General features: G+C 62.8%; 13 protein-coding genes and 1 pseudogene. 6 read left to right on the forward strand and 8 right to left on the reverse strand.

Annotation, left to right across the window (positions count from 1 at the left end):
* Nucleotides 1–94: 94 nt before the first annotated feature.
* The 5 genes and pseudogenes from V1278_RS13615 (at nucleotide 95) to V1278_RS13635 (ending at nucleotide 3,125) form a co-directional block, all read left to right on the forward strand.
* Complete coding sequence (locus V1278_RS13615) at nucleotides 95–1,078, forward strand: N-carbamoyl-D-amino-acid hydrolase (protein ID WP_334381082.1); 984 nt, start codon at nucleotides 95–97, stop codon at nucleotides 1,076–1,078.
* Between the two features lie 127 nt (nucleotides 1,079–1,205).
* Nucleotides 1,206–1,400: pseudogene (locus V1278_RS36940) on the forward strand (transporter substrate-binding domain-containing protein); the annotation flags it as partial.
* Between the two features lie 82 nt (nucleotides 1,401–1,482).
* Complete coding sequence (locus tag V1278_RS36945) at nucleotides 1,483–2,067, forward strand: AAA family ATPase (RefSeq protein WP_442893766.1); 585 nt, start codon at nucleotides 1,483–1,485, stop codon at nucleotides 2,065–2,067.
* Nucleotides 2,060–2,764, forward strand: coding sequence for an ABC transporter ATP-binding protein (locus V1278_RS13630; RefSeq protein WP_334381083.1), 705 nt, complete (start codon nucleotides 2,060–2,062; stop codon nucleotides 2,762–2,764). The genes V1278_RS36945 and V1278_RS13630 overlap by 8 nt, the downstream gene beginning before the upstream one ends.
* On the forward strand, nucleotides 2,754–3,125 hold the full coding sequence (locus V1278_RS13635) for a Rieske (2Fe-2S) protein (protein WP_334381084.1): 372 nt from the start codon (nucleotides 2,754–2,756) through the stop codon (nucleotides 3,123–3,125). Before V1278_RS13630 ends, V1278_RS13635 begins: the two co-directional genes overlap by 11 nt.
* A 7-nt stretch (nucleotides 3,126–3,132) precedes the next feature.
* On the opposite strand, the gene V1278_RS13640 is transcribed toward V1278_RS13635, so the two are convergent.
* Complete coding sequence (locus V1278_RS13640) at nucleotides 3,133–3,993, reverse strand: alpha/beta hydrolase (protein WP_334381085.1); 861 nt, start codon at nucleotides 3,991–3,993, stop codon at nucleotides 3,133–3,135.
* 346 nt (nucleotides 3,994–4,339) lie between these two features.
* Between V1278_RS13640 and V1278_RS13645 the strand changes: the two genes are divergently transcribed.
* On the forward strand, nucleotides 4,340–4,807 hold the full coding sequence (locus tag V1278_RS13645) for a metallophosphoesterase family protein (RefSeq protein WP_334381086.1): 468 nt from the start codon (nucleotides 4,340–4,342) through the stop codon (nucleotides 4,805–4,807).
* Nucleotides 4,808–5,024: 217 nt separating this feature from the next.
* Here V1278_RS13645 and V1278_RS13650 read toward each other — a convergent pair whose 3' ends face one another.
* The 7 genes from V1278_RS13650 to V1278_RS13680 form a co-directional block, all read right to left on the reverse strand.
* Nucleotides 5,025–5,672, reverse strand: a complete 648-nt coding sequence (locus V1278_RS13650; RefSeq protein ID WP_334381087.1) for an ABC transporter ATP-binding protein — start codon at nucleotides 5,670–5,672, stop codon at nucleotides 5,025–5,027.
* Entirely contained in the window at nucleotides 5,659–6,390 is a 732-nt protein-coding gene (locus V1278_RS13655) for an ABC transporter ATP-binding protein (protein WP_334381088.1), read from the reverse strand. The genes V1278_RS13650 and V1278_RS13655 overlap by 14 nt, the downstream gene beginning before the upstream one ends.
* Nucleotides 6,387–7,316, reverse strand: a complete 930-nt coding sequence (locus tag V1278_RS13660; protein ID WP_334381089.1) for a branched-chain amino acid ABC transporter permease — start codon at nucleotides 7,314–7,316, stop codon at nucleotides 6,387–6,389. Before V1278_RS13660 ends, V1278_RS13655 begins: the two co-directional genes overlap by 4 nt.
* Complete coding sequence (locus tag V1278_RS13665; protein ID WP_334381090.1) at nucleotides 7,313–8,209, reverse strand: branched-chain amino acid ABC transporter permease; 897 nt, start codon at nucleotides 8,207–8,209, stop codon at nucleotides 7,313–7,315. Before V1278_RS13665 ends, V1278_RS13660 begins: the two co-directional genes overlap by 4 nt.
* Nucleotides 8,210–8,254: 45 nt before the next feature.
* Nucleotides 8,255–9,529 carry an ABC transporter substrate-binding protein gene (locus tag V1278_RS13670; RefSeq protein WP_334381091.1) on the reverse strand — a complete coding sequence of 425 codons (1,275 nt, stop codon included), beginning with the start codon at nucleotides 9,527–9,529 and terminating at the stop codon, nucleotides 8,255–8,257.
* A gap of 147 nt (nucleotides 9,530–9,676) precedes the next feature.
* Nucleotides 9,677–11,410 (reverse strand): acyl-CoA synthetase, encoded by a 1,734-nt coding sequence (locus V1278_RS13675; RefSeq protein WP_334381093.1) that lies wholly within the window; start codon nucleotides 11,408–11,410, stop codon nucleotides 9,677–9,679.
* Nucleotides 11,411–11,621: 211 nt separating this feature from the next.
* A complete protein-coding gene (locus tag V1278_RS13680) occupies nucleotides 11,622–12,392 on the reverse strand; it encodes a TetR/AcrR family transcriptional regulator (RefSeq protein ID WP_334381094.1) in 771 nt (256 codons plus the stop codon).
* Between the last annotated feature and the right edge of the window lie 123 nt (nucleotides 12,393–12,515).

Here is a 12,515-nt window from a genome sequence, read left to right on the forward strand (position 1 = left end):
GCGTCGTGTGTTTGCGTAATAGCGTGCGTTGTTGCGCGCAGTTCGGTTGAGATCATCCGCCTAATGAGGCAGCAATCCGCATAGATTGGAGGCAATGTTGGTCCGTGTTCTTCGCGCCGCCGCCGCTCAGATGGGGCCGACGCAAAAGGCTGATACGCGAGAGCGCACGCTCGATCGGATGTTAAAGCTCCTCGATCAGGCTGCCGCGCTTGGCGCGAAGCTGGTGGTGTTTCCCGAGTTGGCATTCACGACTTTCTTCCCGCGATGGCTAATCGAGGGCGGGGCGCTCGATCAATATTACGAGCACGGCATGCCGAATCCGGCGGTGCAGCCGTTGTTCGATCGCGCGCGGACGCTTGGTGTCGGCTTCTATGTCGGTTACGCCGAACTGACTTCGGAAGGGCGGCGGTACAACTGTTCGATCCTCGTCGACAGCGACGGCGAAGTTCTCGGTCGCTATCGCAAGGTGCACTTGCCCGGCTCGGTCGAGGTGCGTGCCGGCGCGCGCTACCAGCAGCTTGAAAAGCGATATTTTGAATATGGCAATTTGGGATTTCCCGCTTTTCGGGCGGGACCCGGCTGGTGCCACGCCATCGTGGGCATGATGATCTGTAACGATCGCCGCTGGCCGGAAGCATGGCGGGTTCTGGGCCTGCAGGGCGTCGAACTGGTCTGCGTCGGCTACAATTCTGCGGCTTACGATCCAAACGGCGGGGTTACGGAAGACGCTGTGCTTCGCACCTTTCATTCGACGCTCGTAACTCAAGCCAATGCCTACATGAACGCGACCTGGGCAATCGCGGTCGCCAAGGCGGGCGACGAGGACGGCTCCGGACTGATCGGCGGCTCCTGCATCGTGGACCCTGATGGCCGAATAGTCGCCGAAGCGCAGACGCTCGCGGATGAAGTTCTTGTCGCCGACCTCGACCTCGATCTCTGCCGCCAAGGCAAGGACAAGATGTTCAATTTCGCCGCCCATCGGCGGCCGGAGCAATATGCTGTCATCACGGAGCGCGCCGGTGTCGTCGAGCCGGACGTCAGGCAGCCGGTCGCGGCGCCAACGAGGGAGCTGATATGAAACGCATCTCGAGCTCCGCCGGTCTTGCTGCGCTGACTGCTGTTGCGACGGCGAACGCCGTCGAACTGCCTGATGCGATCAAGCAGGCGGCCCATTGCGGCTCACGGTCAATTCGACCTACGCGCCGATGGAGTATCGCGATCCCTCGACCAACCAGTTCGTTGGGCTCGACATCGATCTCGCCAACGAGCTCGCGAAACGGCTGAATGTGAAGATCATATGGAGCGAAACGCCGTTCGCCGAACTGATCCCCTCGTTACAGACCAAGCGCGCCGATTTCATCATCAGCGGCATTTCGGATCGGAGTTCACGCCGCGAGACGGCTGATTTCGTCGACTACCTGACTACAGGCCCGCAGTTCTTCGTTCTGGCTGACAGCGCGGTGAAGTCAGCCATCGATCTCTGTGGCAAGAAGGTCGGAACGACGCGAAGCACCAGTTTCCCGATCGAGATCGAGAAGTGGAGCAAGCAGAACTGCGAAGCCAGCGGAAACCCCGCCGTGCAATATGTTCCGGGCGAAAACAGCATCGATGTCCGCAACCAGCTCAAGCAAGGTCGCATCGATGCCGCCGTGCAGGGCAGCGAGACGCTGCCCTACGCCCAGCGACAGGAACCGGGAAAATACCGCGTCGTCGGAGAACCGTTCGCTATCGGCTATCAGGGCAGGGTCGCTGTCTTATGGCGAGCAGCGGCTTGTCGGCGTGGCGTTGGCGCTGGCCGCCGAGCCCTCGATGCTGCTGCTCGATGAGCCGGTCTCCGGCATGAATGCCTCGGAAACCGATACATTCGTGCAGTTGGTCCGCAGTATCAGGGATCACGGCGCCACCATCCTGCTGGTCGAGCACGATATGCCGATGGTGATGAGCGTCTCTGATAGAATCGTGGTGCTGAACTACGGCCGTATCATCGCCGAAGGTCCGCCGGACGTGATCCGGAACGATCCGGCCGTCATCGAGGCCTATCTCGGGCAGGGAGCGACACGTGCTTGAGATTCTCGACATGGTGTGCGGCTATGGCGGGGTCACCGCGCTGCGAGGCATTTCGCTGGAGGTCAAGGCCGGTCAACTCGTCGCCCTGATCGGCGCCAACGGCGCCGGCAAGAGCACCACGCTGCGTGCGATCTCCGGGCTCGTTGCGCCGCGCTCGGGTTCGATTCTGTTCGAGGGCAAGGACATCGCGGGCGCCAAGCCGCCGCGCGTGGTGGCGAGCGGGATCGCGCATTGTCCGGAAGGACGGCGGGTATTTCCGCACATGACGGTCGAGGAAAATCTCGACATGGGGGCCTATCTGCGCAACAGTGCTGCCGAAATCGCGGCGGACCGCGATCGGATCTATGCCGAATTTCCGCGCCTGGCCGACCGCAAGCGACAAGCCGCCGGCACCTTGTCAGGCGGGGAGCAGCAGATGCTGGCGATCGGCCGGGCGCTGATGTCACGTCCACGCCTGATCATGTTCGACGAGCCTTCCCTTGGGCTCGCGCCCAACATCGTCGAGCGGACTTTTGCGATCATCCGCGGCATCCGCGATGCCGGAACGACGGTCCTGCTGGTGGAGCAGAACGCGTTTGCGGCGCTCGAGATGTGCGACCACGCCTACCTGCTGGAAGGCGGCCGCGTCGTTCTGTCCGGACCTGGCGCCGATATGATCGAGAACGAGCACGTGCGAAAGGCCTATCTTGGCGGATGAACGGCCCGAAACGGCGGCATTGTCAGGCGACGGGCAATGGATGCCAGTCTGCGGGTTCGGCCGGCTGATTTCGGAAACGATCGTCTGTGTCCGCGTGACCGGCGTCGATTTGATCCCGGTCTGGAGCGAAGGACGCGCGGTCGCCTGCGAACGGATGTGTCCGCACGAACAGGCCGACCTCAGTCTCGGACACTTGTCGGGAGGGCGCTTGTTCTGTCCCCGTCACGCGGCTTCGTTCGATCTCCGTAATGGCCGGATTTCCTACGGCTGGCCGAGCCGGCCGTTGCGGGTATACCCGGTCCAGATCAGGGACGACCAGGTCTGGATGGACGCAGGCGCGATCAAGACGCCAATAATCTAGGCAAGGGCTATAGGACGAGCTTGCGGGCGATATCGACAAGCGCGCCGTCGGGGCGTCGCAGTTCTGCGAGGATGCTGAAATGGTCCGCGCCTTCGATCGGGAAGAGCTTGCCCGGCCCGCCAGCGGCGATGCGCATTTCATGAAGCTTGATTGAATCGAAAATCAGCGCCGGTAGTTCGGCCGTCCCATAGGCGATGTCGAGGCGCTTGTGGACGGCGGGCAGGCGAAGCGGCGATAATGCCGCGACTTCCGCGCTGGTTAGCTTCAGCGCATTGTTAAGGCCGGTATCGCGGATGGGCCCAAGATCGTACACACCGGAAATCGCGAATCCTGCGGCGACGCGCGGGTGATCAAGTGCCATTGCGACGAGATGGGCGCCAGCCGACCAGCCCGAAAGCACGACGGGCCCGGAGATGTCGTGCGCCTCTCCGTTTTTGGCCAACCAATCGAGCGACTGGGATATCTCCGCTACGATGTCCGTCAACGAAACGTCGGGCGCCAGCGAATATCCGGGAATGGCAACCGACCAGCCATGGGCTGCGACGCCTTCGACCAGCATGGCAAAGACTTCGCGCGAATTGCGCTGCCAGTAACCGCCATGCAAGAAAACCAGGCAGGGTGCTGTCTTGTCGGTGGTCGGATAAAGATCGATCTTTGTCCTTTCGCGGTCACCATAGGGCACATCAAGAAAGGACTTGCGGCTGGCGCGCAGCGTTTCGGACATCTGGTTTCTTTCGGCGATCAGCGCTGCGCTGTTCTTTACCGCCGCATTGTTGTCATAGGCAGCGTCGCGTTCGGCTTGGGAAAGCGCAGCCCAGTTCGACCGGGGATCGATAGGCCAGTCTTTCGTTGCCAAGATGTTAGTCACCGCGAGTTGCTCCTCTGGAAAACGACTTCGTAACCACTTTAGATCAGCAGCCGATGAACGCGAGAAAAATAGCGCCGGTTCGGCAAGATGAAGACAAGGACCCGAAGAAGCGCGATTGCACGCTGACTACATCTTGGGTGCTGGTAGAGGGCCCGGATATTGCTTCATGAGATGAATGATTTAGACTGGAAATTCTCCGTCGCGTCCATGATGGATTGGAGGGAGGGTTTAGGTTTTTCAATTGGTTAGAAGGTAGCGTGTGCACGACGTGCGCACCGGGAGATCAAGAAAAATCTTGCGACGGCCAATGCACGCCGTTCGGGCGCGCATGGAGGGATACTGCGCAGTGCTGAGAATTGGAATCATCTCGGACACCCACGGGCTCCTGCGGCCCGAGGCGGAGCAAGAGCTTGCCGGGGTGGCGCATATCATCCACGCTGGCGATATTGGTCGCGTGGACGTTCTCGTCAAACTCCGTCGGATTGCGCCTGTCACTGCGATTAGAGGAAACATCGATACCAGCGACTGGGCGAAACTTTATCCCGACACTCAGGTGGTACGGCTCGGGGAGCGGTCCTTCTATATTGTGCACGACCTTCAGCAACTGCAGATCGATCCAGCAGTTTGCGGAGTTGACGTGGTCGTTTCCGGCCACTCGCACCGACCGCTGGTCCAAACGATTGACGGTGTGCTTTATCTGAATCCTGGAAGCGCCGGGCCACGGCGTTTCAAGCTGCCTATCACACTGGCTACTTTGGAGCTAACCGCAAGCGACCTTCGACCGGTCATTCACGATCTTAGCCGCGCCGAGTGATGTGGACGAGGCTCGACGGAGCACGGAGCAGTGTCCTCTCTAGGATATTCCAAACCGGACTGGACCAGATCGGCTAGACCCAGTTGATTTCGCTGGAGTTTTTCGACCGCGCCCGCACGAGTCGACTGCCGGGGAGTTGATCTCCCCATGCGCCGTCGCGTGCGGCGGCGATCGATGGCTGTGGCGCCGCTCGCATTGCCGGCATGCGCGTTCCTCTTCAACTCCTCACGCCTACCGATCCGCGGTCAATGGTGAACACGCGATCGAGCAGGCCATGCGCGTGCGTCATGCTGGATTCGGCGAGGATCACCGACAATCCGGATTTGCGCAGCCCCGCGATCACCTCGGCCAGACGCCGGGCCAGCACCGGCGCCACGCCCTCGAACGGCTCATCGAGCAAGAGAAGCTTGCGCCCCGCCATCATCGCCCGACCCAAGGCCACCAGCTTCTGCTGGCCGCCCGAGAGCTGCAAGGCCTTGCGCGCGCGCAAGGTCGTCAGCTCCGGGATGGTGTTGTAGATTTGCGCGAGTTGCACCTTTGCGTCGTCCGCGTCCGCGGCCCAGGCAGGCAGCAGGATATTCTCCTCCGCCGACAGATCCGGCACAAGCCGCCGGTCCTCCGGCATGTAGCCGATGCCGAGCCCTGCGCGACGGTAGGTTGGCAAGTTCGCCAGCTCCCGGCTCTCGAAGTCGAGCCGTCCGGACGCTGGCGCCTGCAGCCCCATGATGGTGCGCAACAGGGTGGTCTTTCCTGCGCCATTGCGCCCGATCAGGCCGGCGAATTCCCCTGCGCTGACCTCGAGATCGACGTCGCGCAGAATCGCCACCGCCCCGATTGACACGGAGACACCCTCAAGCCGCAGCATGGGGTATCTCCTCGCCGATCACGTAGCGGCGCACGTTCTCTGCGCGCAGCACGGTGTCGGGCGATCCGTCCGCGATGATGCTGCCGTCGTAGAACGCCACCACGCGCCCCGCAAATCGCGCCACGATGTCCATATCGTGTTCGACGAAGATCACCGTCACCCCGGCGACATGCGCCGCGCTCATCACGACGTCCATGATGGCGAACTTCTCGTCGGCGGAGACGCCGCTCGTCGGCTCGTCGAGCAGGAGCAGCTTGGAGCGGCTGGACAGCGCCATGGAAACGTCGAGCAGCTTGCGGATTCCTTCGGGCAACAGGCCGGCCTTTTGCGCAGCATAGGGAGCGAGCTCGAACCGCGCCAGCGCCTCATCGGTCGCAGCCTGCGGATTGTCAGTCGCGGCGATACTCTCGGCGACCAGCAGATTCTCGCGGACGCTCAGCGAATTGAAGAGCTGCGGTATCTGAAATGAGCGTGAGATGCCGAGCTTGGTGATCTGGCGCGGGCTGAGGCCCACGATGTCGCGTTCGCCGAACAGGATTTGCCCGCTGTCGGGCCTGAGGTAGCCAGTCACCATATTGAGAAAGGTCGTCTTGCCGGCGCCGTTGGCACCGATCAGGCTGACGACGGTGTCGGGATCGAACGTCAGGCTGATATCGGCTGCCGCCCGCACGGCGCCGAAGCTCTTCTGCAACCCTTCTGCAGTCAGCACCGCACTCATGCGGACCTCCGCCGCCGCTCGGCGAGCGTCCATAGGCCGGCCGGCAGGAACATGATGATGGCCAGCATGGCAAGGCCGAGCGACATCTGCCACACGTTGGGCGCGTACTGGCTGGCGATCGTGCGCAGAGCCTCGAAGATGGTGGCCGCCATGAACGGTGCCAGAATGCTCTGGATGCCGCCCAGGATGGCGATGAACACGAACTCGCCTGAGGTCGTCCAATACGTCATCTCGGGATCGACATGGCCGACCGCGAGTGCCGCGAGGGCGCCGCCCAGGCCCGCCATGGCACCCGCGATCAGGTAGTTGACGTACACCACGCGGTAGGGCGAGGCGCCGAGATAGGCCACCCGCAGCTCGTTGTCGCGCACGCCGGTGGCCAACCGTCCCCAGTGTCCGCCCAGCAGCCTGTGCACCAATAGCGCCACAACCACTGCACAGACCGCGCCGGCAATGAGAAACACCCGCCGCTCCACGCCGGGCGCCAAGGCAACTCCGAAGAATGTGCGCGCATGCAGGTTGAACCCGTCCGTGCTGCCGAGCGCGGCGCTCTTCACCAGCACGCCGTACAGGATCATCGAAAATGCCAGCGACAGCATGGCAAAGAAGATGTCGCGATACCCAGCGAGCAGCAGTCCCAGCAGAGCGGCTACCAACCCAGCGGTAGCGGCGCCTGCGAGCAGCATCACGGCCGCATCGGCAACATGCAGATGATGCGAGAGCAGCGCAGCCGCATAGGCGCCGATACCGAAGTACAGCCCCTGCCCAAACGACACGAGCCCGGTGCGCATCAGCACAAGAAGCCCAAGCACCACCACGCCTTTGGCGAGCGCCAGCATGGCCATGAACACCAGCCATTGCGGCGAGAGCAGAGCCAACGCTGTCAGCGCGACGAGAGAAGCGATTGCGACGATTGCAGCCTTCATATCTTGCGCGCCTCCTGCGCCGCGAACAGTCCCTTCGGGCGCGCAATGAGCACCATGGCCATCACCGTGTAGATCGAGAACAGCTCGGCCTCCGGCCAGTAGTGCACCGTGGCCGAGCGGACGAGGCCGACCAGAAGCGCGCCGAGCGCCGCTCCGCCGAGACTGCCGAGACCGCCGATCACCACCACCGCGAAGGCGAGCACGATCACCTCCACGCCGATGCCGGGCGTCACGGCTATCGTCGGCGCTGTGAATGCTCCGCCGAGCGCCGCCAGCGTCGCACCGATGGCGAAGGTGGCGAGATAGACCCGGCTCACGTTGATGCCCATGGCCATGCTCATCTCACGGTCGTGGATGACGGCGAGCAGCACCTTGCCCTGGCGTGTGCGATAGAGCGCCCAGGCAACGGCGAGCCCGGTCGCCAGCGCCAATGCGATCAGCAGTACGTTGTAGACGGGGTAAGGCAGGCCGCCGAGCTGAAAATTTCCGGGCAACGCGTAGGGCTCGGGCAGCAGCAGCGAGTCCACGCCCCACACCAGCTTGATCACGTCCTCCATGATCAGGAAGACAGCATAGGTGATCAGGACCAGCACCACCTCGTCCTTTCCGTACATCCACTGCAGCAGGCCACGCTCGATCAGCGGACCGACGAGGGAGCCGACGAGGACGGCCGCGAGCAGCAGCATGGCGAAGCTGCCGGCCGCCGGCAGTCCACCACCGAGCCATGCGCCGGCAAGCGAGCAGGCCGCATAGGCGCCCAGGGCGTAGAGGCTGCCGTGGGCCACGTTGAGGATGCGCATGACGCCATAGATCAGCGTCAGCCCGGCTGAGATCAGGAACAGCCAGGATGCGTAGGCGATGCCGTCGAAGGCAACAGGCAGGATGGTGCTCATTGGAAGCGAAGCGGCGGCAGCCTGCAGAGCTGCCGTCCCTGATTGCTATTTCTTGAGGCCAGACTTGATCCAGGCTTCGCTTTTCACGCCGTCGGGTGGATTCACCTTGTCCGCGGAATAGCGTGCGACATCCACGATCTTGAGCTCACCGCCCTCGACCTTGGTCGTGCCGACAGCGGCATCCATGATCGCCTGGTGGCCCTTGCCGAGCGCCATCTTCACCGGCCCACCGGGGCCTTCGAAGGTCAGGTTCTCGAGCGCAGCGATGATCTTGTCCTGGTCGGGTGCCCCATTGCCGCTGCCCTTGGCCTTCTCGTAGGCCGCCTTCACGCCGAGGATTGCCTGCGTCATCTTGAAGGACGCATAGTTCGGCGGAACGTGGTAGCGGTCCTGGTAGGTGGTCTTCAGCCAGCGCGCGAGATCAGTGTCCGGTGCGAACGGTCCGAACGGACCACGCGCCCCCAGAATGGTTCCGTCCGGAATCCGCGTGCCCAGCCTGTTGATGGCCGGTTCGCCGGCTGACAGGACCACCTTGTGCTTCTCGAACAGGCCACGCGGTGCGCCCTGCAGCACGAGGCCCTCAAGATCGCCGCCCCACATGCTGGAATGGATCACCTCCGCCCCACTACCGAGAAGCGTGGTGATTTCGGCGCCGAACTGACCCGCAAAAAGCTTCGGCATCTGCGAGGTCTTCACCTCGATGCCAGGCTTGAGGGTCTTCATGGCGTTCTCGAAGTCCGCCCAGGAGTCCTGACCCCAGGCATAGTTCTGATTGAGGCCTGCAATCGACTTTACGTTGGGGGTGCGCTCCACCAGATAAAGCGCAACGGACACGTTATCCATCGTGCCGGTCGGACCGGTGCGGAATACATGTTTGTAGCTTGCGTCCTCGAAGATGCGCGGCGTGCCGCAGTCGAACAGGACGGTGAGCTTCTTCTGCTCCTCGGCAACGGGCGCAATCGCAAGGCAATCGCCGCTCGAGATATAGCCGATCACGATGTCGACTCTTGGCACGAGATTGCGATACTCGGCCACCTGCTTCTGCGGGCCACCCGCCTCGTCGATGATGACGAGCTCGATCGGCGTTCCGCCGAAGCCCTTTTGGGTATAGGGTGCGGGTACGGTGCCTGCGTTGAGCAACTCGGCCGTCAGCTCGGCCGCGTTGCGGGCGGGAATCCCGAACGGACCAGCGGCCGGACCGGACAGGAATGTCACGATGCCGACCTTGATGGGCTGTTGCGCCAGCGAAGCCGGCGCCGCCAGCAGAAAGACGAACGCGGCCAGGGCCGCGCGCAACCCGAAGCTCGATAATGGTCGCATTTGTTTCCTCCTCCTCCTCGTTGTCGGTCTGATTGGACCCTGGACCTGACGGTCCCTTGTAAGGCTGCGCTATCTCATCTGAGTTGCTGCCCCGATCCGGGGCCAGAAGACCTTGGCGTGTGGAAGGACCATGTCCTCCACTACTTCTTATAGGCTTCGCGCGCGCTCCCGCAGCGTGAATTTCTGCACCTTGCCGGTTGCAGTCGTCGGCAGCGGCCCGAACACCACCGACTTCGGCGCCTTGAAGTGCGCGAGCCTGTCGCGGCAGAAGGCGATGATCTCGTCCTCGGTCGCCTGAGTGCCTGGCTTGAGCTGCACGAAGGCGCAGGGCGTCTCGCCCCATTTCGAATCCGGCCGCGCGACGACGGCGGCGAGCTGCACCGCCGGGTGCTTGTAGAGTGCGATCTCGACTTCGACGCTGGAGATGTTTTCGCCGCCCGAGATGATGATGTCCTTCGCGCGATCCTTGATCTCCACGTAGCCGTTCGGATGCTCGACCGCGAGGTCGCCGGTGTGCATCCAGCCGCCGCGGAAGGCGTCGAACGTCGCCTTCGGCTCCTTCAGGTAGCCGAGCATCACCGTGTTGCCGCGAACCATGATCTCGCCGATCGACCGGCCGTCGCGGGGCACCGGCTTCAGCGTCCTGGCATCGGCCACCATCTGCCCTTCGACCACGGGATAGCGGACGCCCTGGCGCGCGACGAAGCCGGCGCGTTCTGCGAGCGGCAGCACCGACCAGTCATCCTGCGGCGCGCAATAGGTCGAAGGACCCTGCAGCTCTGTCATGCCGTAGATGTGCGTGACGCGGAAGCCGAGTTGCTCCATCGCTTCGATCACCTTGGCCGGCGGCGGCGAACCGCCGGTCTGGATTTCCACCACATGGTTGAATCGGCGAAGTTGCTCGGCCGGCGCCGACGTCAGCATCGTCAGCACCGTCGGCGCGCCACACATGTGCGTTACGCCGTTCTCGACGATCATCGGGAAGATCAGCGCCGGATCGACCTTGCGCAGGCACACATGCGTGCCGCTCATCGCCACCACCGACCAAGGAAAACACCAGCCGTTGCAGTGGAACATCGGCAGCGTCCAGAGATAGACCGGCTTCGGAGGCATCGGCCAAGCCATGATGTTGCCGACAGACTCGAGGAAAGTGCCGCGGTGATGATAGACGACGCCCTTCGGGTTGCCGGTGGTGCCGGACGTGTAATTGAGCGCGATCGCACTGCTCTCGTCGGCCGGCGCACTCCAGGCGAAGTTCGGATCGCCCGTGGCGATGAACGCCTCGTATTCGACCTTGCCGAGCCGCTCGCCGGGCCCGGTATAGAGCTCGTCGTCAACGTCGATCACCAGCGGTCGCTTTTTCAGCGTCGCAAGCGCAGGACCAACCTGCGCCGCGAACTCGCGGTCGGTGATCAATACCTTCGCCTCGGCATGCTGGAGAATATAGGCGATCGTTGCGGCCTCGAGACGGGTGTTGATGGCGTTCAGCACCGCGCCGAGCATCGGCACGCCATAATGCGCCTCGAGCATCGCCGGTACGTTCGGCAGCATGACCGAGACGGTATCGCCGCGCTTGACACCGGCGCCCGCAAGCGCCGATGCGAGGCGACGGGCGCGCTCATAGAACTGGCGATAGCTGTACCGCCGCTCGCCGTGGATTACCGCGACCCGATCCGGATAGATCTCGGCCGAGCGCGGCAGGAACGAAACGGGCGTGAGCGGGGCGAAGTTTGCTTCGCTGCGGCCGAGACCAGAAAACACGCCGTTGCCGGCCCCGTCGTGCGACCGTCGATTGGACTTCGCCGCACGCGTCCTGCGTGTGGGCCTGGGGATCGTTCGCTTCGGCCGTGCCGCACGCTTGCCTTGCGGTGATCGTACCATCGCTGCTCCTCCCGCGGCGCCCGAGCTGTGGCGAAGCGTCGGCGCGCGCCGTCCGATCCGGTTCTTAGACAAGGGCGCCGAGCATATACCAAACCGCGTCCCCATTGCCGGCAAGGCGTCATTGTTGATCGCTGGCGGCGTCTTGGCAAGGCGGACCAGCTTGAGCAAGCCGTTGATGATGCCGATCCAGATGCTGCCGGCATCGCCCTGGCTACACTACCTCACGCAGAGGTGGCGTGAAGGTCTCGTTTCGTCCTGCCACGCCCCTCAAGCAGAAGCCCACTATGGCGACAGCGTGGTCGTGCCGCTCGCGATCGGTTGTGAGGTTGTCTGAGGCAAGTGGACCGACCAATCCTTCAAACAAGGAACCGACGATGCACGATGCTGCGGCATGAACGTCCTGCAAGGGAAAATCCTTGTCCCGGATGCCCTGCTCGATAACCGTTTCGAAGACTCTCGCGAGCTTCTTTCGATACTTGAGACGCGCCGCTTCGATCTCGGGCTCCACCGGCTCAGCCACCAGGGCATGGGCAAGTTTGCGACCCCGCAAGGCACGACTTGCAAACGTCCAGGCAGACAAGGCGAGCCGCTCGGCAGCGCTTCCATCGCCCATGGCCACGCCCGCCGCCGCGTCAACCTCGCGCTGGGAAACATAGCCCACCACCTCGATCATCAGCTCTGCTTTCGAGGAGAAGTAACGGTACAGCGTTCCAAGCGCGATACCGGCTGCTTCGGCCACCGCAGCCATTTGCGCGTCGCGGAAGCCAACGTCGGCCACTAGGTTGCGGGCAGCCCGAAGGATGGCAGCGCGCCTTTCGGGCGACGGCGCACGCAAACGAGCGCTGTCGGCCTGCTTGATTGGGCGAGTGCGAGCCATCACTTCTCCATCAGGCACACGATGATTACGCGCAGAATCATTGGCTTGTTCGAGCCCGAGTCGCAATTTCCCATTTCGAAGACCGAATTTGGCAATCCGCAGCAAGTGACGCATCTTGCCACTTGACATGGTAGAATTACAATTCTAGTTTTGATGAAAATATGAAATCAATAGTGGTCGCCGTGTAACTAGAACATTAGGTGACGGAAACGATAATACTGGTAGAAT

The sequence above is a fragment of the Bradyrhizobium sp. AZCC 1577 genome, from assembly GCF_036924575.1.
Classification (GTDB): domain Bacteria; phylum Pseudomonadota; class Alphaproteobacteria; order Rhizobiales; family Xanthobacteraceae; genus Bradyrhizobium.